The organism is Kineosporia mesophila, assembly GCF_021129235.1.
Taxonomy (GTDB): domain Bacteria; phylum Actinomycetota; class Actinomycetes; order Actinomycetales; family Kineosporiaceae; genus Kineosporia; species Kineosporia mesophila.
In genome coordinates this window covers 232,509-252,487 of record NZ_JAJOMA010000003.1, presented here as the reverse complement: position 1 = coordinate 252,487, position 19,979 = coordinate 232,509, and the positions used below count along the sequence as shown (strand labels likewise).

Here is a 19,979-nt window from a genome sequence, read left to right as displayed (position 1 = left end):
CCCCGGTAGTACCTCGTCCGTCCGGGCGCACTCCCTCAATCCGGGCGCCCGGGCGGACGAGTATCAGACGTGCTCGACATCTGGCGGCTCGTGGTGGCACCGAACCCGGTGCTCGACGACGTCGTCCGCGACGGGCTGCTGGTGCAGTCCGCGCAGGCCTCCCGGCTGAGCAGCCTGGCCGCGCTACCGCTGTCGTTCGTGGTGCTGGCCGTGCTGGCCGCCGACGGTGCCGCCCGGGGGGAGATCCTGCCCTGGGTGGCGCTGGTGCTCCTGGTCATGGTTCTGTACCTGGCCGGAGTCGGCCGGTTCGTGGTCGGCTCCCAGGACCGCCGGCCGTACGCGGAACGGCTGCGCATCTTCGTCCTGTTCCAGGTCCTGGCCGGTGGGGCCTGGGGGATGCTGCCGGTCATCGTCACGCCGGTGCCGGGTCACACCACGACCGTGTCGGTGTCGGCCAGCGTGATCACTCTGACCGCCGCGGCCAACGCCATCTTCAGCTCGCCCACCCCGCGTCCGTGGGCCGCTTTCCACGTGATGACCCTGCTGGTCGGCTCGGCCGGGCTGGTGCGGCACGGTGAGTACGGGGTGGCGGCCCTGAACGGGCTGACCTTGCTGGCGGCCTTTCCGCTGGCCCGGTACACCTATCAGCAGGTGGCCCGGGCCCGGCTGGTGGCCCGGCACAACGGGCTGCTGGCGCAGGACCTGCGCGCCGAGCGCGAGGCGGTGGAGCGCGTCAACCTGCAGCTGTCCGAGGCCAACACCGAGCTGCGGCACCAGGCCACGCGCGACCCGCTGACCCGGCTGCCGAACCGCACGCTGTTCTTCGACCACCTGGAGCGCTCGCTGCGCCACGGTCGCCGTCACCACACCCCGGTGGCGGTGATCTACTTCGACCTGGACAAGTTCAAGGCCGTCAACGACACGCTCGGCCACGGCGCCGGCGACGACCTGCTGGTGCAGGTGGCCGACCGCACCGGCGCGGTGCTGCGCAGCCCCGACCTGCTGGCCCGGCTCGGGGGTGACGAGTTCGTCGTGCTCACCCACGACTACGACGCCGGTGACGGGCCACAGGCCGCCACCCAGGTGGCCGAACGGGTGCGGGCGGTGCTGGCGGTGCCGTTCGACCTGGGCGGCAACCTGGTGACCGTCTCCGGCAGCCTCGGGGTGGCGCTCGACGAGCCCGGGCTGAGCGCCGAGGATCTGGTGGAACGGGCCGACATGGCGCTCTACCGGGCCAAGCAGCTGGGCCGCGACCGGGTCTGCGAGTACGGGCCGGACCTCAATTGGAGCCTTCCGGCTGTCGAGTCCTGAGAGGTGCAGGACATCTGGCGGATGCTCCGGGCCCCGGACCCGGACATCGACGACGTCGTGCGCCGGGAGTTGCTGAGTCAGTCCGCGGAGGCGGCGCGGGTCAGCAACCTGCTCGGTGCCGGCCTGGTCGTCACCACTCTCGCGGTGCTGGTGGCCGCCCACGCGCCCGGGGCCGGCGTGCTGGTGTGGTGCGCCCTGGTGACGGCCTGGACGGTGTTCTTCCACCATGCCGTGCCCCGCCTGATCATTCGCCGGCCGACGGGTTCGCCGGCGACGCTCGGCCGCCGGTTCACCGTGATCGAGGTCTTCTCCGGCCTGATCTGGGGCAGCGTCTGCGTCCTGGTGCGGCCGGGGGAGGACCGGCCCGAGCTGATCGCCGTGCCGGTGGCGGTGGTGATGCTGGCCAATGCCGCGAACCTGCTGTTCTGCAACGCCACCCCCGTCGCCTACCGGGGTTATCACGTGAGCGCCGCGACGATGAGTACGGTGGGCCTGGCCTCCCAGGGGTTCTGGTCGCTGGTGGCCTTCATCGTCTTCGGCGCGCTGGGGGCCCCGACCCTCGCCCGGTACGGTTACCGGCAGGTGGCCGGTGCCCGGTTACTGGCCCGGCAGAACGCTCTGCTGGCCGACGAGGTGCGCACCGAGCGCGAGGCCGTGGAGCAGATCAACCTGCGGCTGTCCGAGGCCAACGCCGAGCTCGCGCACAAGGCCACCCGGGACCCGCTGACCGGCCTGCCGAACCGCGCCCTGTTCTTCGACCACCTGGCCAGCGCCCTGGTGCGCAGCCGGCAGGTGGGGCGCCGGCTGGGTGTCATCTACTTCGACCTGGACCGGTTCAAGGTCGTCAACGACAGCCTGGGCCACGGCGCCGGTGACGACCTGCTGTGCCAGGCCGGGGCCCGGATCAGCGCCGTGCTGCGCAGCGGTGACGTGCTGGCGCGCCTGGGCGGTGACGAGTTCGTCGTGCTCACCGGAGACCGCAGCGACCCCACCGGGGGCGTCGGGGTGGCCGAGCGGGTGCGCCGGGTGCTGGAGGAACCGTTCCTGCTGGACGGACGCCCGGTTCAGGTGTCGTCGAGCCTCGGCGTGGCGGTCGACGACGGCTTCTCGACCGGTGAGCAGCTCGTCGAGTTCGCCGACGTCGCCCTCTACCGGGCCAAGCAGGGCGGCCGGAACCAGGTCGCCCAGTTCCGGCCCGCCATGCTCGATCCCATCGATGTCGCCGGCGCTACAGACCCATCGCCTTGAACGTGTCGCACTGGTCGATGTCACCGCTGGAGTAGCCGGTGGTGAACCACTGCTTGCGCTGGGCCGCCGAGCCGTGGGTCCAGGAGTCCTGGTCGACCTGGCCGGTCGCCTTCTTCTGGATGCGGTCGTCGCCGACGGCCTGCGCGGCCTTCTGCGCCTCGGCGATGTTGGCCTGGGTCAGGTCGATACCGCTCTTCTGCTGGTCGGCCAGCGTCGACCAGACCCCGGCGTAGCAGTCGGCCTGGAGCTCCATCGCCACCGAGTACTCGTTCTCCTGCTTCGGGTTCTTCTGCTGGGCCTGGCGCACCTGCCCCTCCGTGCCCAGCAGCGTCTGCAGGTGGTGGCCGTACTCGTGGGCCAGGATGTAGGCCTGCGCGAACTCGCCCTCGGCGCCGTACTCCTTCTGCAGCTGGTCGAGGAAGTTCAGGTCCAGGAAGATCTCCTCGCCGGACGGGCAGTAGAACGGCCCGACCTGCGAGGACGCCTGGCCGCAGCCGGTGCTCACGGCGTCGTCGAAGAACGCCAGCTGGGGCGCGTGGTAGTCGAGACCCCGCCGGGCGAACTCCTCCTCCCAGGTGTTGTCCGCGATGTCGTAGACCTTGATCAGCCGGCAGTCGGTGTACTCGTCCAGGGCGCCCTTGGTGTTGCAGCGGTCGGACAGCTCCTGGCTCGACTCCTGCTTGCCGGTGCTGTTGGCGCTGCCCGCGCCCAGCTGCGGCAGGCCGCTGCCACCGCCGCCGCCGGACCCACCGCCCAGCACGGCCACCAGCAGGTAGATCACCAGACCCACCACACCGGCACCACCACCGATGGCGAGGCCACCGCCGGCCACTCCCATGCCGCGGCGGTCGTCCACGCCACCGACGTCCACCCGATCGTCGTCGAACTCGATACCCACCCGCGTTACTCCTGTCCTGACAAGCAATGAGCGGGCCGGTCCCTGCGCCCGCGTAGAATGCTGCCACCACCTTTGGTCCGGTTCGACTGCTGCTGCACACCGGGCACCTCAGTCCCAGACCTTTCGCAGGAGCCGTACCCACCCATGATCACTGCCTCCGGTGTAGAGCTGCGCGCCGGCTCCCGACTTCTCGTCGAGAACGCCAACTTCCGTGTCGGCCCAGGTCAGCGCGTCGGACTGGTCGGCCGTAACGGCGCCGGGAAGACCACCCTGACCAAGGTCCTGGCGGGGGAGGGACAGCCCGCCGCGGGCACCGTCTCCCGCAGCGGCGAGGTCGGATATCTGCCGCAGGACCCGCGCACCGCCGACCTCACGATCCTGGCCCGCGACCGGGTGCTCAGCGCCCGGGGGCTGGACGAGGTGATCCGGAACATGCGCGTGGCCGAGGGGGAGATGGCCAGCGTGGTCGACGCGACCCGCGACGCCGCGATGGACCGCTACTCCCGCCTGGAGGCCGAGTTCACGGCCGGCGGCGGGTACGCGGCCGAGAGCGAGGCCGCCACCATCTGCGCCAGCCTGAGCCTGCCCGACCGCGTGCTGGAGCAGCCGCTGGGCACCCTCTCGGGCGGTCAGCGCCGCCGCGTCGAGCTGGCCCGGATCCTGTTCTCGGGCTCCGACACCCTGCTGCTCGACGAGCCGACCAACCACCTCGACGCCGACTCGATCGCCTGGCTGCGCGACTTCCTGAAGGTCTGGAACGGCGGCCTGATCGTGATCAGCCACGACGTGGAGCTGCTGGAGGTCGTGGTCAACCAGGTCTACCACCTGGACGCCAACCGCTCGGCCCTGGACATCTACAACGTCGGCTGGAAGAAGTACCTGGAGGCGCGCGAGACGGACGAGAAGCGCCGCCGCCGCGAGCGCCAGAACGCCGAGAAGAAGGCGTCGATCCTCCTGCAGCAGGCCGACAAGATGCGCGCCAAGGCCACCAAGGCCACCGCCGCGCAGAACATGGCCAAGCGCGCCGAGAAGCTGCTGTCCGGCCTGGACGAGGTCCGCCAGCAGGACAAGGTGGCCAAGCTCCGCTTCCCGCAGCCGGCCCCCTGCGGCCGCACCCCGCTGACCGCCGAGGGGCTCAGCAAGAGCTACGGCAGCCTGGAGATCTTCACCGACGTCTCGCTGGCCATCGACCGCGGTTCCCGGGTCGTCGTGCTCGGTCTGAACGGTGCCGGCAAGACCACGCTGCTGCGCATGCTGGGCGGCATCGAGAAGCCCGACACCGGAGAAGTGCTCTCCGGCCACGGCCTGCGGCTGGGCTACTACGCGCAGGAGCACGAGACCCTCGACACCGACCGCACCGTCCTCGAGAACATGCGCACCGCGTCCCCCGATCTGAACGACACCCAGATCCGCACCGTGCTCGGTTCGTTCCTCTTCGGCGGCGACGACGCCTCCAAGCCCGCCGGCGTGCTCTCCGGCGGTGAGAAGACCCGCCTGGCGCTCGCCACCCTGGTCGTCTCCGGCGCCAACGTGCTGCTGCTCGACGAGCCGACCAACAACCTCGACCCGGCCAGCCGGGAAGAGGTGCTGGACGCCCTGCGCCGCTACGAGGGCGCCATCATCCTGGTCACCCACGACGAGGGCGCCGTGGAGGCGCTCAACCCCGAACGGGTGGTTCTCCTGCCCGACGGCGAGGAAGACCTGTGGAGCCGGGACTACCTCGACCTCGTGACCCTGGCCTGAGTGCTCGGCGGGCGTTACGGATGAATCCCGCCGTAACGCCCGCGAACACCTTTCTCACCTGTGAATACCGGGCTGATGAGAGCGGATTCGCGTACCTGCGGCGGGCCCGTACGGAGTAGGCCGGTGTGAAAGGAATGTCCGTCGAGTCACTTTGCGTGGCGCGTCGACTGGCCGGATCTTCGACTCGAGATCACCATGGACCGAGAACGACACACGTTCGAGGAGGATTCGTGGCCGAGAGTGTTAAGAAGGGAGCCCGGATCACGGGCACCGATCGTTCGAAGCTGGCCGGTGAGCTGAAGAAGAAATACACGTCGGGCGCGAGTATTCGCGCTCTGGCGGAGGAGACGGGGCGTTCCTACGGTTTCGTCCACCGCATCCTCACCGAGAACGAGGTCCAGCTACGCGGCCGGGGTGGAGCCACCCGAGGTAAGGCCAAGCAGCACTAGATCTCGCGGTCGTACTGACTTCGACAGTGAGTTCGTCCAGCACTGCTGACGGCCGGGGGCGCAATGCAGCATCTGCGCTCCCGGGCCGTCAGCGCTGTTTTGTGCCGTCCCCCCGAACTGGTCATCCCCCTGCCTAGGCGTACGGTGACAGGGTGGACAGAGGCGAAGAGCCCGGAACACGGGGGCACACCCGGCCCGTGCAGCCCGTGCACAGCATCACCGGCGCGGTGTCACCCCATTCCGACGACCTGGACGCCCGGATCCGCCGCTACCTGATCTCGATGAGCATCCGCGTGGCCTGCGTCATCCTCGCCATCGTCGTCCATACCCGCTGGGGCCACTGGTCGTGGTGGATCTTCGCGATCGGTGCGGTCTTCCTGCCCTACGTCGCCGTCGTGATGGCCAACGCCACCGACCGGCGCGGCGGGCCCGGCCCGGCGCCCGTCACCCCGGCGGCGCGCACCGCGCTGTCCTCGGCGGCTCCCGCCGCGGCGGTGGACGAGGACATCGAGGTGACGATTCATCCGCCGCAGCGCCCATATCGCGAAGAATCGTCCGATTCGAAGCCTTTTGAGGATAGTTTCGACGATTCGCGAGCCAACGAGCGGGAATTCGTGAGGGATTCGACCGTGCCGTCCGATAGGCCGACGTGAAGAGTCACCCGAATGGCCGTCCTGATTCATGGGTCAGACTGACACCGATCCGTGTCATACTTGGCGGGCGCGCCCTGCATCCCCCGTCGGGGTGCGCGAATGGACGCCGGGCGGCATCCCCCGTGGCCGCCCGGCGTCCGCCTTTTGGCAGACTGTCCCGCGTGACAGAACGGCAGGATCCGATGTGCAGCGCTCGCGGCTGCCGGCAGGCCGCGGTGTGGGCGTTGCGGTGGAACAACCCGAAGCTCCACACCCCCGAGCGGCGCAAGATCTGGGTGGCCTGCGACGACCACCGTGAGCACCTCGAGGAGTTCCTGAGTCTGCGGGGCTTTCTCAGGGACACGGTGAGAACCGGGGAGCCGGCGTGAGCGTCGAGGCGCCGCAGGAGACAGAAGACTCCGCCCCGGCCCGGCGGCGGGGCGCCTGGGACACCACCAAGGCCGCCCTGGGCCTGTTGCGCGAGCGCGGCTGGATCCTCTCGCTCGTCGGCATCGTCGTGCTGTCGATCGTGTTCGTGTTCCTCGGGCGCTGGCAGTTCCACCGTCACGAGGTCCGCTCGGCCCGCAACCACCTGATCAAGGCGAACTACGACGCCACCCCGGTGCCGCTGGAGCAGCTGATCCCCGCCGCGGCCCTGAAGGCCTCCGCCGCGCTGCCCCACGACCTGCAGTACCGGCCGGTCACGGTGACGGGTGAGTACCAGGCCGACCGCACGGTGCTCATCCGCAACCGCCCGCACGACCAGATCGGCCAGGCCGGCTCGCTCAGCGCCGGGGGCAGCAACTCCCAGAACGGGTACGAGGTGGTGGTGCCCCTGCGCACCACCGACGGCGCCGTGCTGTTCGTCGACCGCGGCTGGATCCCGGCGGGCGCGGCCAACGCCTCGCGGCCGGACAGCGTGCCGGCCGCACCGACCGGCGAGGTCACCGTGGTGGCGCGGCTGCGGCCCAGTGAGGAGGCCTCGAACCGCTCGGCCCCCCAGGGGCAGGCCGCCAGGATCAACATCCCGGCCCTGGTGCGGCAGACCGGCGTCGACACGACCCGGGTCGCCGGGGCCTTCGGCGCCCTGGTCAGCGAGGACCCGTCCGCCGCCGACACCCCCGAGGCCGCCGAGCGGCCACAGGAGAGCATCGGCATCAACCTGTCCTACTCGGTGCAGTGGGACGGCTTCGCGCTGGTGGCGTACATCCTCTTCGGCGTGGCCGCCGTGCGTGAGGTGCGCCGGCGCGACGAGGAGGAGACGGAGGACGAGGAGGAGGACGGTCCTCCCGCCCTCACCGGTGCCACCTACCGCTGATGAGAGCTGACTAGATCCCCGGCCGCTGCTGGGCGCGGAACGGGCTGGCCCGGTACACGCCGAGCATGCGGACGTCGGCGAAGAAGCTCAGCTCCTCGAACGCCCGCGCCACGTGCGGCTCGTCGGGGTGGCCGTCGATGTCGGCCAGGAACCGGGTGGCGGTGAAGTTCCCGCCCACCATGTAGCTCTCCAGCTTGGTCATGTTCACCCCGTTCGTGGCGAAACCGCCCAGCCCCTTGTAGAGGGCGGCCGGGATGTTGCGCACGCCGAACACGAAGGTGGTCACGATCGGCCCGACTCCGGCCGCGGCGCGCAGGTTCTCGGGGGAGAGAATGATGAAACGCGTGGTGTTGTGCGCCTCGTCCTCGATATCGGCGCGCAGCACGTCCAGGCCGTAGACCTCGGCGGCCAGGGTGGAGGCGATCGAGGCCACCGACGGGTCGCCCGCCTCGATGATCTCCCGGGCGCTGCCGGCCGTGTCGGTGGCGGTCACCGGGGTGATACCGAGGTCGCGCAGGGCGTTTCGGCACTGGTCGAGCGCCTGCGGGTGACTGCGGGCGCTCTTGATCTGCTCCAGGGTGGTGCCCGGCAGGCCGAGCAGCTGGTGCCGGACCGGCAGGAAGTACTCGCCGACGATGTGCACCGTGGAGTCGGGCAGCAGGTAGTGGATGTCGGCCACCCGCCCGGCCGTGGAGTTCTCGACCGGGATCATCGCCAGGTCGGCCGTGCCGTTCCCGAGCGCGGTGAAGCACTCCTCGAAGGTGCGGAACGGCACCGGGTCGTAGTCGGGGTAGACGTCACGGCAGGCGATGTGCGAATTGGCGCCCAGTTCACCCTGGAACGCGATCCGGCGGGTACGGGTATTCATGATGCACAGATCATGCCGCATCCGGGCCCGGCTTCCACGTTCGGTCCGATCGGAGGAGCCCCGGTGCGGGTTTCACCCGGCATATCTCTCTAGAGTGTGTGACTAGTCACCATGAGTCATTGGTGGGCAGCGGGGTGCGAGGAACGGGATAACTCGATGGATCTGGGTCTGTCAGACCGGGTGTACGTCGTGACGGGAGCGTCGAGGGGCCTCGGCCGGGCCTGCGCGGAACTGCTCGCGGCGGAGGGCGCGCGTCTGGTGCTGTGCGACCGCGACGAGGAGGAGCTGAAGGCGACCGCGGCGTCGCTCGGCGGTTCCGAGCGGGCGATCGCTGTGCCCGGCGACATCGGGGAGCCGGGCATCGAGACCTGCCTGGTCGCGGCGGCGGTGGCCCGGTACGGGCGGCTCGACGGCGGGCTGATCAGCGTCGGTGAGTCGCAGTCGGGCACGGTGATGGACCTCGACGACGGCGCCTGGCGGATGGCGTTCGAGGAGACCTTCCTGGGGCCGCTGCGCCTGGCCCGCACGGTCGGCAAGCTCTCGTCGCGCGAGGGCGGATCGGTGGTGCTCGTGCTGTCCACGACGGTGAGGGAAACCGTTGCCGGGCAAGCGCTCTCCGACGGCATGCGACCCGGCCTGGCGATGGCGGCCAAGACCCTGGCGAACGAGCTGGGGGAGCGAAACGTGCGGGTCAACGGCATCATGCCCGGGCGGGTCGACGCCGACCGCTCGCGCACGCCCGACGCCGCCGGCGGCCGCCCGGAGGAGACGCGCCGGCAGCAGGAGTCGCGGGTCCCGCTCGGGAGGTACGGTGAGTCGCTGGAATTCGCCCGCCCGGCGGTTTTCCTGCTTTCCCCCGCAGCGAGTTTCGTGACGGGAACGATGCTGGCGGTGGACGGCGGCCTCTCCCACGCGCTCTGAGGTCAGGCGCCCTCGGCCACCGTGCTCATGTTGAAGTCCTGGATCCGCAGCGCCGGCATGGCGGTGCGGGTGAACCACTCGCCCCACTCCCGACTCAGGCACACCTCGGTCGCGCCGTAGGCGTCGATCCGCGACAGCAGGTCCACCGGGCTCTCGTTGTAGCGGAAATTGCTGGTGGCGCCGACCACCTCGCCGTTCTCCACCACGTAGACCCCGTCCCGGGTGAGGCCGGTCAGCAGCAGGGTCTGCGGGTCGACCTCGCGGATGTACCACATCGAGCTCAGCAGCAGGCCGTGGTCCACCCCGGCCAGCAGGTCCATCGTGCTGCCGGTACCGTCCGCGCCCGTCAGCACCAGGTTGTCGGCCGCGGGGGCCAGGGGCAGCCCGGTCAGGCCGGCGGTGTGCCGGGTGGTGGGCAGGTTGCTGATCGTGCCGGAGTCCAGCCAGGTGGCGGAGGGGGAGGCCAGGCCGTTGTCGAACACCGAGGCCATCGGGGACGACGAGGTGGTCAGAACCCGGTCGGCGCAGCCCAGTCCGGCGTGGAACGGGTCGCTGAGCAGGCTCACCGGGCTGCTGGTGATCTTCTCGCCGACCCGCGTGCCGCCGCCGGTGCGCGAGAAAACGCTGCGGCCCTCGTGCGCGGTACGGGCGTCGGCCGACCACAAGAAGTAGATCATCAGGTCGGCGACCGAGGTCGGCGGCAGCACCGTGGTGTACCGGCCCGGCTTCAGCGTGATCGGGCGTTCCTGCCAGCGCAGACGGGTGGCGATCTCGTCGTCCATCGCCAGTACGTCGACGTCGCTGAAATCGCGGGTGGCGCCCGCCATGTAGGCGGAACGGCTTCTGGCCCCGGCCTTCCCGGTCAGCTCGATGGTGCCGCGCGGCTGCTCGTGCCGGTAGCGCAGGCCCCCGGTCGTGCCCAGCCAGGTGGTGACCACCTCGTGCAGGGCGAAGCCGAACGACTCGCGCTCCTGCGCGCGAGAGCGGCCGAACACCTCACCGAGCGCCTCGGCGACCCCGGCCAGGGTGGACGCGCCGGTCTCGGCCCCCGGGTCGGCGAACCCGGGCAGTTCCGCGCCGGTCACGAAAGGTGCGGCGTCTTCGGCCGGTTCGGCGTCGCGGGCCAGGGCCACGGTGTCGGCGACGAGCGCCCGCACGCCGTCGGCGTCCAGGCCCTGACGGCTCAGCACGCCCGCGCCGGTGCCCCCGGCGACGGGTGCGCCGACGATGACGGTGACGGTGCGGGCGGAGGTCAGGCCGTTGGTGGTCAGACCGCTCAGCGCCCAGCGCAGGTTGGCCGTACTGGCCTGCGACACCAGCACGGCGGCACCCAGATCGGCACCGGCCCGGGTAATTTCACCGAGGGCGATCTCGACGAACTCCGACGACGTGCTCATCGGCCCCCCTCGCTGCGCGTGTTGAGTACCTTGACCTGCTCGAAAAGTGTGGCCGGGGCGCCGTGACTGACCCAGGCGGACTGCCCGGGCTGGGCCTTGCCGCAGTTCGAGGCCCCACCCAGGTAGTGGGTGGACGGTCCGCCCAGGCCCTTCAGGGAACCCCAGAAGCTCGGGGTGGAGCCCTGGTAGGCCGCGTCTTTCACCTGCCCGGCCAGCTTCCCGCCCCGGATCCGGTAGAACCGCTGGGCGGTGAACTGGAAGTTGTAGCGCTGCATGTCGATCGACCAGGACTTGTCGCCGACCACGTAGAGGCCGTCGTCGACACCGGAGATCAGGTCGGCGGTCGAGGTGTCCGGGGCACCGCTCGCCAGGCTGACGTTCGCCATCCGCTGCACCGGCACGCTGAGCGCCGAGTCGGCGTAGGCACAGCCGTTGGACACCTCGAAACCACAGCGGGCGGCCATCGCCCGGTCGAGCTGGAAACCGGCCAGCACGCCGCCGGAGACCAGGTCCCACGAGCGGGTGGCCACGCCCTCGTCGTCGAAACCGATGGTGGCCCCGCCGTGCGGCGTGGTGCGGTCGGCCGTGACGTTCATCAGGTCGCTGCCGTAGCGGAACGAGCCGACTCCCTCCAGGCGGGCGAAACTGGTTCCGGCGTAGGCCGCCTCGTAGCCGAGGGAACGGTCGAGCTCGGTCGCGTGACCGACCGACTCGTGGATGGTGAGCCACAGGTTGGTGGGGTCGATCACCAGGTCGTAGTCGCCCGCCGTCACCGTGGGCGCCTTCGTCCGCTCGGCGAGATACTCCGGCAGCCGGTCGATCTCGGCCGCGAAGTCCCAGCCCTCACCGAGCAGGTACTCCCAGCCGCGGGCCACCGGCGGGGCGAGCGACCGCATCGACTCCGGACCGGACCCGGAGATCGCCACCACGGTGATCTCCGGCTCGATCAGCACCCGCTGCTGCCGGGTGACCGTCCCGGCCAGGTCGGCGTAGAACTTCTGTTCCTTGGCCAGGTTCAGCGTGACGTCGCAGTGGTCGACGCCGTCGGCGCCCAGCAGCGTGCCCGACCAGCCGGCCAGGTGCCGGGCCCGTTCGGCCACGGGCACCGCGAACGGGTCGGTCGTGTAGGGGGAGACCCAGGTGGCGCCGGCGTGCACCGGCTCGGGGGCCAGCTCGACCCGCTCGGCGACCAGGGGTCGCGAGATCCGGGCCACCTCCAGCGCCCGCTCCGCGGTCGCCACGGCGGCGGCCGGGGTGAGCTCGTCGGTGGCGGCGAAACCCCAGACCCCGTCGAGCAGCACCCGCACGGCCAGGCCGGCGACCACCGCGTCGGAGCTGGACGACAGCCGGGCGTCGCGCACCTGCATCGACCCGCTGCGCATGCGCTGGACCCGCAGGTCGGCATGCTGCAGCAGGCCGGCCCCGGCGCTGCGGGCGTGCTGCAGCGCCGCGTCGGCCAGGGAGTCCAGGGGGAGGGCGAGGAAGTCGGCGTCGATCTGCGCCGTCATTCAGGACTCCTTGTCAGTGATCCCTTTTCCGGACACGTCGAGCACCAGCTTTCCGGTGCTGCGGCGGCTGCGAAGATCCTCGTGCGCTCGGGCGGCCTCGGCAAGGGGATAACTGCCACCCAGCACCGGGCTGAGCACGCCGGCCCGCACCATCGAGCGCATCTCCTCCAGCGCCCCGGCCAGCAGGCCGGGCTGGGCCACGGCGTGGGGCAGCCAGAAACCGGTCAGCGTGAGCGACCTGCGCATCAGCTTCTGCACGCGCACCGGCGCCGGGTCGACCTTGGAGGCGAGCCCGAACACCGCGATCCGCCCCAGCGGGCGCAGGGCGGCCAGGGAACCGTCGAAGACGTGCCCACCGGTCATCTCCAGCACCACGTCGGCGCCCTGGCCGTCGTTCGCGGCCAGCAGCGCGTCGCGCACCTCGTCGGGCGTGGTCGTGGTCGAGATGTCCAGGGCCACGTGGGCGCCGAGCGAGCGCGCCAGCTCGCACTTGGCCGGGCCCGAGGCGGTGGCGACGATGCGCCCCGCCCCCCAGGCCCGGGCCAGCTGCACGGCCATGGTGCCGACGCCGCCGGCCGCGGCGTGGATCACGACGGTCTCGCCCCCGCGCAGCTCGGCGCTGCGCCGCAGCAGGTGCCAGGCCGTGGTGCCGTGCACCAGCAGGGCCAGGGCCTGGGCGTCGGTCAGATCGTCTTTCAGCGGGAAGGCCAGCGACGAGGCCACCACGACGCGCTCGGCGTAGCCGCCTCCGCCGGAGGTCAGCCCCAGCACGCGGCTGCCGATCGGGAGGCCCTCACCGGCGACGACGCGGCCCACCACCTCGCTGCCCGGCACGAACGGCAGGGTCTGCCGGACCAGGTAGGAGTCTTCGGCCTGGTGGGTGTCGGCGTAGTTCACCCCGGCCGAGTCGACCTCGACCAGCAGTTCGCCCGTACCGGGCGTGGGTTCGTCGAGGTCGGTCACCCTGAGTACCTCGGGACCGCCGAACTCGGTAATCTGCACAGCTCGCACGGCGTGAACCTACTCCTTTTCCCCGGCCGGGACAGACCCCTGGCACCGGGCACTTGTACGGTTCCGACAGATTTCCGGGTCGATCTTTGCCCTGGGTGCGCTGGTGCGGGGCTGTTCCGGAGTCGGATAACGTCACTCACCGGATTCCGTTCGTCGCCGGCCGGTCGGCGCGCCGCAAGCGCGGACCGTGACCGGATCACTGTGGATCGGTACGAACCGAAACGGAACGACAGCTTTTGTCAACAACGGAAGGGTGATCGTGGCTCGCAGTGTGCTGGTGACTGGTGGTAACCGAGGGATCGGACTGGCGATCGCCCGGGCGATGGCGGAGGACGGCGACGCCGTCACCGTGACCCACCGCAGCGGCGAGCCGCCGGCCGGCCTGAAGGGCGTGATCTGCGAGATCACCGACGCCGAGTCGGTGAAGAACGCGGTGGCCCAGGTCGAGGCCGACCAGGGCCCGATCGAGGTGCTCGTGGCGAACGCGGGTGTCACCCGCGACACCCTGCTCATGCGGATGAGCGACGACGACTGGGACTCGGTCGTCGACACCAATCTGGGTGGGACGTTCCGGTGCGTGCGGGCCGTCAGCAAGTCGATGATCAAGGCCCGCCGGGGCCGGATCATCCTGGTCGGCAGCGTCGTCGGCCTGATGGGGTCACCGGGTCAGGTGAACTACGCGGCCACCAAGTCCGGCCTGGTCGGCATGGCCCGCGCGATCACCCGGGAGATCGGTGGGCGGGGCATCACCACCAACGTGGTGGCGCCGGGGTTCATCGACACCGACATGACCGCGTCGCTGCCGGAGAAGGTGCGGAACGAGTACCTGAGCCGGATCCCGGCCGGCCGGTTCGGCAACGTCGACGAGATCGCCGCCACCGTGCGCTTCCTCGCCTCCGACTCGGCCGCCTACATCACCGGCGCGGTCATCCCCGTCGACGGTGGCATCGGCATGGGTCACTGACCCTCAGATGATTTCTCGCCCGCGGCCGCGAGGGCCGCGGGCGTTTTCCGCGAAGTGAAAGGGACTGCACGAATGGGACTGCTCGAGGGCAAGAAGCTGCTCGTGACGGGTGTGCTGATGGACACGTCCATCGCTTTCCACGCGGCGAGGGTTGCCCAGGAGGAGGGCGCGCAGGTCGTGCTGAGCTCCTTCGGCCGGCAGATGAAGCTCACGCAGGCCATCGCCAAGCGCCTGCCGGAGACCCCGCCGGTGATCGAGCTCGACGTCACCAGCACCGAAGACCTGGCCGCGCTGCCCGACCGGGTGCGTGAGCACGTCGACAGCCTGGACGGCGTGCTGCACTCCATCGGTTTCGCGCCGCAGAGCGCGATGGGGGGCAATTTCCTCAACACCGAGTGGGAAGACGTCGCCACGGCGCTGCAGATCTCGGCCTTCAGCTACAAGTCGCTGGCCGTGGCCGCGCTGCCGCTGCTGAAGAAGGGTGGTGCGGTCGTCGGCCTGACCCTCGACGCGCGCATCGCCTGGCCGACCTACGACTGGATGGGTGTGGCCAAGGCCGCGCTGGAGTCGACGTCGCGCTACGTGGCCCGGGACCTGGGCCCCCAGGGCATCCGTAGCAACATCGTGGCGGCCGGCCCGCTGCGCACCACGGCCGCGAAGGCGATCCCGAGCTTCGAGGCCTTCGACGAGCTGTTCCAGACCCGCGCCCCGCTGGGCTGGGACGTGCGTAACGCGGAGCCCACCGCCAAGGCGTGCGTGGCGCTGCTGTCCGACTGGTTCCCGGCGACCACGGGCACGATCGTTTACGTGGACGGCGGTTTCCAGGCGATGGCCGGCAACGTCTGATCGCATCCGAAGGGAGGACGATGTGGGCGGCGCCCACATCGTCCTCAATTTTTGTCTCTGAAGGCTTCTCAGCCGATCGAGCCGCCACCCTCGGCCCGGGGCACCACGAACTTCTCCAGCCGCCCGTCACCGGGCGCCAGGTCGGCCCACTCCCGCTCGACCGCCAGCACCGCGATGCCCGCGGTCGGGAAGCCGGCCTTGACGTGCTGCACGGCGTCGGGGTCGGACCCGGCGCCGGCCAGGGACAGCGTGGCCTCGGACATGGTCGGCTCGTGCCCGACCACCACCACGACCGATGCCTGGCCCCCGGCCTTGCGCACGGTCTCGACCAGGTCGAACACCCCGGCCTCGTACAGGCCGTGCGGGTACTTCACCTCGGGGTGCGCCGGTTCCGCGAGTTCTCCCGAGAGGCCCTCGAGCACGGTGCGCCAGGTCTGCCGGGTGCGCCGGGCGGGGGAGCAGAGCACCAGGTCGGGTACCGCGACGACCGCCAGCTCCTGACCACCCACCACGGCGTCGAGCAGGCCGCGCGGGGCCAGCGGACGGTCCACGTCCTCCTGGCCGGGCGTCGCCTGCTCCGCCTTCGCGTGCCGGATCAGGATCAGCCTGCGGGTCGGTCCGGTGCTCATGATCGGTTCCCTCCGGTCGGTGCTTCGGCCTCGCCCGGGAGCGCCGGGGCAAGATCTTCGTCGGCGTCCTCGATCTCGGATCGAGGAATCCCGAGCAGGTACAGCACGGCGTCGAGGTAGGGCACGCTCACCGAGGTGTCGGCCTGCTCGCGGACCACCGGCTTGGCGCAGAACGCGATCCCCAGACCGGCGGTGGCCAGCATGTCCAGGTCGTTCGCGCCGTCGCCGATCGCGACCGTGCGCGACAGCTCCAGGCCCTCCAGCTCGGCGAACCGGCGCAGCGAGGCGGCCTTGGCGGCACGGTCGACCACCGCTCCCACGACCCGGCCGGTGAGGTGCCCGTCGACGACCTCCAGCCGGTTGGCGGCCACGTGATGGATGCCGAGGTCGCGGGCCAGGGGCGCCACCACCTCGATGAACCCGCCCGAGACCACGCCGAGCGTGAAGCCCAGACGGTGCAGGGTGCGGGTGAGCGTGCGGGCGCCGCGGGTCAGGCGCACCGACCGGTAGACGTCGTCCAGCACGCTCTCGGGCAGTCCGGCCAGGCAGGCGACGCGCTCGTGCAGGCTCTGCGCGAAGTCCAGCTCACCGCGCATGGCCCGCTCGGTGACGTGGGCGACCTGCTTCTCCACCTCCGGGCCGGCGTGGCCCGCGAGCAGCTCGATCACCTCGTCCTGGATCAGCGTGGAGTCGACGTCCATCACCACCAGGCGACGGCCGCGCCGGGCCAGGCCGGCCGGGCAGACGGCGAGGTCGGCCCCGTGGGCCATCGCCTCGGCGGTCAGCTCGCGGCGCAGCACCTCACCGTCACCACCGGACACGTCCATCTCGATCGAGGTGACCGGGAAGCGGGAGATGCGCCGGATGCGGTCGATGTTCGCCCCGTGCTCGGCGATCCGGCCCGCGACCCCGGCCACGGCCGAGGGCAGCAGCGGCGCGCCGAGCATGGTCACGGCCAGCCGGTTGCGGCGCCGCTTGGAGTTGTCACCGGTGCCCGGCAGACCCGTCACCGTCAGCCCGAGCTCACCACCGACCACCCGCACGGCGGAGATCGTGCCGGCCTCGTCGTCGCCGGCCGTCACCAGGACGGCGAGGGACAGATGGCCGCGCACCACCACCTGCTCCACGTCGAGAACCTCGACCCCGGAACGGGTCAGGGCCTGGAATACGGCGGTCGTCACGCCCGGCCGGTCGGGGCCGGTGAGGGTGAACAGCACGGTGGGGGAGCCGTCGGAGGGCAGGGAGGTCGTCGGGGCCGGAGCATCCGGCTGCGTGGTCACGGCCCTGAGGCTAGTCGAGCGTTGCCGGAACGAGACCATTCCCGGGCTGAGGGATTCATCCCAATAGCCCTCGGACGGCGCCGTGCTCACGCCTGTTCACGCCGGCCGGGGCCGGGCCCGCACGTGCAGACGCTCACCCTGTGGGCCGAACAGCCCCAGCACCTCGGTCGGCGTGGGATCCGGATTTCCCATCCAGTGCGGGGTGCGGGTGTCGAACTCGGCCACCTCACCGGCCTCCAGCACGAAGTCGTGCTCGCCGAGCACCAGCCGCAGCCGGCCGCTGAGCACGTAGATCCAGTCGTAGCCCTCGTGAGTGCGCTGGTCGTCGGGCCCGGGCGCGGTGCCCGGGAAGTGCGGCGGGTAGATGATCTTGTAGGCCTGGAGCCCGCCGGGCCGGCGGCTCAGCGGCAGGTAGACCGCGCCGTGCCGTTCGATACGCCGCGGCCGGATGCGCGGGTCGCCGGTCGCCGGGGCGTCGACCAGCTCGTCCAGCGCCACCTGGTGGGCCCGGGCCAGGGGCAGCAGAAGTTCCAGGGTGGGACGCCGCTGACCCGCCTCGAGCCGCGACAGCGTGCTCACCGAGATCCCGGTCTCCTCGGCGAGCTCGGCCAGTGTGGACCCGCGCTCCTGCCTCAACTGCCGCAACCGCGGGCCGACAGCATGAAGAACCCCCTCGAACCCCGCGTCCTCCCCTTCGTCCGTGATCATGCAAAATCTCCCCGGCGTTCTAGAACTCTCTTCATGCGTCCATTTGCCGTTCCAGCAACAAGGTTTGTCAAGACCGGAATCCCGGAGGCACTCTCGGAGGAAGCAGGCCGACGAGGAGGAACGATGAGGAACAGCTACGACGTCGTGGTCATCGGTGGAGGGGCGGCGGGTCTCAGCGGCGCCGTCACCCTGGCCCGGTCGCTGCGATCGGTGCTGGTGGTGGACGCGGGCGACCCGCGCAACGCCCCGGCCGAGGCGATGCACAACTACCTGGGCCGCGAGGGCACCTCGCCGCTCGACCTGGTGGCCGACGGGCGCCAGGAGCTCGAGGGCTATGGGGGAGAGGTGGTGCCCGGGGTCGTGACCGATGCCCGGCCCGCCGGCGACGGGTTCGTCGTCACCCTGGAGAGCGGTGAGAGCGTGCAGGCCCGCCGCCTCCTGCTGGCCACCGGTCTGCGCGACGAGCTGCCCGCCGTCGAGGGCCTGGCCGCGCGCTGGGGCAAGGACGTCATCCACTGTCCCTACTGCCACGGTTACGAGCACCGGGGGCGGGCGATCGGGGTGCTCGCCTCGACTCCCCTGGTGATGCACCAGGCGCTGATGTTCCGGCAGCTCTCGGACGACGTGGTGGTGTTCACCCACACGGTGCCCGACCTCGGGGCCGATGCTCTCGGCCGGCTGGCCGCGCTCGGCGTGCGGGTGGTCGAGGGAGAGGTCGCCGCGGTGGAGATGAAGGACGAGGGGGTCACCGGGGTGCGGCTGGCGTCGGGCGAGGTGGTGGAGCGGGAGGTCGTGGTCGTCGCGCCGCGCTTCGGCGCCCGGGTCGCCGGGCTTGAGGGCCTCGGCCTGGAGATCACCGAGATGGTGGTGGAGGGCGCCGTGCTGGGGACCTCGGTGCAGGCCGATCCCGCCACCGGGAAGACGAATGTGCCCGGCGTGTGGGCGGCCGGCAACGTCGCCTCGATGGCCGCGCAGGTCGTCATCTCCGCCGGGGCCGGGCTGATGGCCGGTTCGCAGATCAACTACGACCTGATCCTCGAGGACGCGGGCCGGGCCGTGGAGGCAGCGAAATGACCGACCACCACGTCTGGTTCGAGGCCCCGGCCTGGGAGGAACGCTACCGCGGCAGCGACCGGGTCTTCAGCGGCAACGTCAACCCGCAGCTGGTGACCGAGGTCGAGGGTCTGGAACCGGGCTCGGCGCTGGACGCCGGCTGCGGCGAGGGCGGCGACGTGTTCTGGCTGGCGGCGCGGGGCTGGCGGGTCACGGGGGCCGACTTCTCCCGGGTGGTGCTGGAGAAGAACGAGGCCCGGGCCGCGGAGCTGGGGCAGGACATCGCCACCCGCACCGAGTGGGTGCACGCCGACCTGCGCTCGTGGCAGCCGCCGCGAGGCCAGTACGACCTGGTGACGAGCCATTTCGTGCACCCCACCGAGGCGGGCCCGTTCCGCCGCCTGGCCTCGGCCGTGGCCCCCGGCGGCCAGTTGCTGGTCGTACTGCACAGCCCGCTCGACCTGGCCACGACGATGGGCCGCCCCGACCTGCCCGACGCCTTCTGGACGGCCGAGCAGATCGCCGCCGCCCTGGACCTCACCGGCTGGGAGGTGATCACGTCCCAGGCCCGGCCGCGTCCGGCGAAGGATCCCGAGGGCCGCGACATCACGATCCACGACACGGTGTTCCGCGCGCGCCGCTCCTAGGAAGCCGGACAGAAGGTCCTAGGGCCATCTGCCGGAGCCGGGACATCCTGCCCGGCAAGGCCTTCGTGCGGGACCAGGACGGGTTCGAGTTCACCGCCACCGGGGGGCGGGCCGATACGGCCGAGGCCGTGGACGTGCACTCCTGCGTCCCTCCACGAGCGGGCGCAGCATCACCACCCCGCTCACCGTGGGCCGCTGCCGGATCCTCGTCATCACCCTCGACCAGGAGGTGTACCCGCACCATCCAGGGTGACGCCGGGCACTACAGCATCAAGCTCACGCCGTCGGCCCCCGCACCCGTGGTCACCGGGTTCACCCTGGGGGCGTCCACGGTGAAGGGTGGTAGGCCGACCACCCTCGGATACACCTTCAGCGCCCCGGCCCCCTCGGGCGGCATGTATACGTCAGTGTGCAGACCAGCTCGGCGTTCACGGCCGATCCACAGGGGCCGTACATCGTCCCGGCCGGTGCCACCCCGCTGACGATGAACGCCGCCACCAGCCGGCCCTCCCGGGACACCGCGGTGACCTTCACCGGTCAGGTCGACA

General features: G+C 71.0%; 21 protein-coding genes. 12 read left to right on the top strand and 9 right to left on the bottom strand.

The features are described from left to right. The first annotated feature begins 69 nt into the window (after positions 1-69). On the top strand, positions 70-1,311 hold the full coding sequence (locus LR393_RS36230; RefSeq protein WP_231482193.1) for a GGDEF domain-containing protein: 1,242 nt from the start codon (positions 70-72) through the stop codon (positions 1,309-1,311). Positions 1,312-1,314: 3 nt separating this feature from the next. Then, positions 1,315-2,559, top strand: coding sequence for a GGDEF domain-containing protein (locus LR393_RS36225; protein WP_231482192.1), 1,245 nt, complete (start codon positions 1,315-1,317; stop codon positions 2,557-2,559). Here the strand turns inward: LR393_RS36225 and ypfJ are convergent. After that, the gene (gene ypfJ, locus LR393_RS06055) at positions 2,540-3,451 is read right to left on the bottom strand and encodes a KPN_02809 family neutral zinc metallopeptidase (RefSeq protein WP_425560014.1); all 912 of its coding nucleotides are present in this window, start codon (positions 3,449-3,451) and stop codon (positions 2,540-2,542) included. The two genes, LR393_RS36225 and ypfJ, sit on opposite strands and share 20 nt — an antisense overlap. Positions 3,452-3,601: 150 nt before the next feature. On the opposite strand from ypfJ, the gene abc-f reads away from it, so the two are divergent. From abc-f to LR393_RS06030, 5 genes are all read left to right on the top strand, one after another. Next, positions 3,602-5,200, top strand: coding sequence for a ribosomal protection-like ABC-F family protein (gene abc-f, locus LR393_RS06050; RefSeq protein ID WP_231482190.1), 1,599 nt, complete (start codon positions 3,602-3,604; stop codon positions 5,198-5,200). 230 nt (positions 5,201-5,430) lie between these two features. Beyond that, positions 5,431-5,649, top strand: coding sequence for a helix-turn-helix domain-containing protein (locus tag LR393_RS06045; protein ID WP_231482189.1), 219 nt, complete (start codon positions 5,431-5,433; stop codon positions 5,647-5,649). A gap of 206 nt (positions 5,650-5,855) precedes the next feature. Continuing rightward, positions 5,856-6,302 carry a DUF3099 domain-containing protein gene (locus tag LR393_RS06040; RefSeq protein ID WP_231482188.1) on the top strand — a complete coding sequence of 149 codons (447 nt, stop codon included), beginning with the start codon at positions 5,856-5,858 and terminating at the stop codon, positions 6,300-6,302. 182 nt (positions 6,303-6,484) lie between these two features. Beyond that, positions 6,485-6,670 (top strand): hypothetical protein, encoded by a 186-nt coding sequence (locus LR393_RS06035; protein WP_345718715.1) that lies wholly within the window; start codon positions 6,485-6,487, stop codon positions 6,668-6,670. Beyond that, positions 6,667-7,599 (top strand): SURF1 family cytochrome oxidase biogenesis protein, encoded by a 933-nt coding sequence (locus tag LR393_RS06030; protein ID WP_231482186.1) that lies wholly within the window; start codon positions 6,667-6,669, stop codon positions 7,597-7,599. The genes LR393_RS06035 and LR393_RS06030 overlap by 4 nt, the downstream gene beginning before the upstream one ends. Positions 7,600-7,609: 10 nt before the next feature. On the opposite strand, the gene LR393_RS06025 is transcribed toward LR393_RS06030, so the two are convergent. Beyond that, complete coding sequence (locus LR393_RS06025) at positions 7,610-8,467, bottom strand: prephenate dehydratase (RefSeq protein WP_231482185.1); 858 nt, start codon at positions 8,465-8,467, stop codon at positions 7,610-7,612. Positions 8,468-8,623: 156 nt separating this feature from the next. Here LR393_RS06025 and LR393_RS06020 point away from each other — a divergent pair, with 156 nt between their 5' ends. After that, on the top strand, positions 8,624-9,388 hold the full coding sequence (locus tag LR393_RS06020) for an SDR family NAD(P)-dependent oxidoreductase (RefSeq protein WP_231482184.1): 765 nt from the start codon (positions 8,624-8,626) through the stop codon (positions 9,386-9,388). A 2-nt stretch (positions 9,389-9,390) separates the two neighbouring features. Here LR393_RS06020 and LR393_RS06015 read toward each other — a convergent pair whose 3' ends face one another. From LR393_RS06015 to LR393_RS06005, 3 genes are read right to left on the bottom strand one after another with little or no spacing between them, the layout of a single operon-like run. Continuing rightward, the gene (locus LR393_RS06015; protein ID WP_231482183.1) at positions 9,391-10,785 is read right to left on the bottom strand and encodes a metallopeptidase TldD-related protein; all 1,395 of its coding nucleotides are present in this window, start codon (positions 10,783-10,785) and stop codon (positions 9,391-9,393) included. Continuing rightward, positions 10,782-12,293: a TldD/PmbA family protein gene (locus LR393_RS06010; protein WP_231482182.1), complete on the bottom strand. Its 1,512-nt coding sequence runs from the start codon at positions 12,291-12,293 to the stop codon at positions 10,782-10,784. The genes LR393_RS06015 and LR393_RS06010 overlap by 4 nt, the downstream gene beginning before the upstream one ends. Then, positions 12,294-13,304, bottom strand: coding sequence for a quinone oxidoreductase family protein (locus LR393_RS06005; protein WP_231482181.1), 1,011 nt, complete (start codon positions 13,302-13,304; stop codon positions 12,294-12,296). Between the two features lie 259 nt (positions 13,305-13,563). Here LR393_RS06005 and fabG point away from each other — a divergent pair, with 259 nt between their 5' ends. Both fabG and fabI read left to right on the top strand, forming a co-directional pair. After that, positions 13,564-14,268 carry a 3-oxoacyl-[acyl-carrier-protein] reductase gene (fabG, locus tag LR393_RS06000; RefSeq protein ID WP_231482180.1) on the top strand — a complete coding sequence of 235 codons (705 nt, stop codon included), beginning with the start codon at positions 13,564-13,566 and terminating at the stop codon, positions 14,266-14,268. Positions 14,269-14,340: 72 nt separating this feature from the next. Then, the gene (gene fabI / locus LR393_RS05995; RefSeq protein WP_231482179.1) at positions 14,341-15,114 is read left to right on the top strand and encodes an enoyl-ACP reductase FabI; all 774 of its coding nucleotides are present in this window, start codon (positions 14,341-14,343) and stop codon (positions 15,112-15,114) included. Positions 15,115-15,182: 68 nt separating this feature from the next. On the opposite strand, the gene LR393_RS05990 is transcribed toward fabI, so the two are convergent. From LR393_RS05990 to LR393_RS05980, 3 genes are all read right to left on the bottom strand, one after another. Continuing rightward, positions 15,183-15,743 (bottom strand): SixA phosphatase family protein, encoded by a 561-nt coding sequence (locus LR393_RS05990; protein ID WP_231482178.1) that lies wholly within the window; start codon positions 15,741-15,743, stop codon positions 15,183-15,185. Next, positions 15,740-17,023 carry a phosphoserine phosphatase SerB gene (gene serB, locus LR393_RS05985; protein WP_231482177.1) on the bottom strand — a complete coding sequence of 428 codons (1,284 nt, stop codon included), beginning with the start codon at positions 17,021-17,023 and terminating at the stop codon, positions 15,740-15,742. The genes LR393_RS05990 and serB overlap by 4 nt, the downstream gene beginning before the upstream one ends. A 96-nt stretch (positions 17,024-17,119) precedes the next feature. Next, on the bottom strand, positions 17,120-17,731 hold the full coding sequence (locus LR393_RS05980) for a helix-turn-helix domain-containing protein (RefSeq protein WP_231482176.1): 612 nt from the start codon (positions 17,729-17,731) through the stop codon (positions 17,120-17,122). Positions 17,732-17,854: 123 nt separating this feature from the next. On the opposite strand from LR393_RS05980, the gene LR393_RS05975 reads away from it, so the two are divergent. Both LR393_RS05975 and LR393_RS05970 read left to right on the top strand, forming a co-directional pair. Further along, a complete protein-coding gene (locus LR393_RS05975; protein ID WP_231482175.1) occupies positions 17,855-18,805 on the top strand; it encodes an NAD(P)/FAD-dependent oxidoreductase in 951 nt (316 codons plus the stop codon). After that, complete coding sequence (locus tag LR393_RS05970; protein WP_231482174.1) at positions 18,802-19,431, top strand: class I SAM-dependent methyltransferase; 630 nt, start codon at positions 18,802-18,804, stop codon at positions 19,429-19,431. Before LR393_RS05975 ends, LR393_RS05970 begins: the two co-directional genes overlap by 4 nt. Positions 19,432-19,800: 369 nt before the next feature. Here the strand turns inward: LR393_RS05970 and LR393_RS05965 are convergent, their stop codons facing one another. Then, positions 19,801-19,965 (bottom strand): hypothetical protein, encoded by a 165-nt coding sequence (locus tag LR393_RS05965; RefSeq protein WP_231482173.1) that lies wholly within the window; start codon positions 19,963-19,965, stop codon positions 19,801-19,803. Positions 19,966-19,979: the final 14 nt, after the last annotated feature.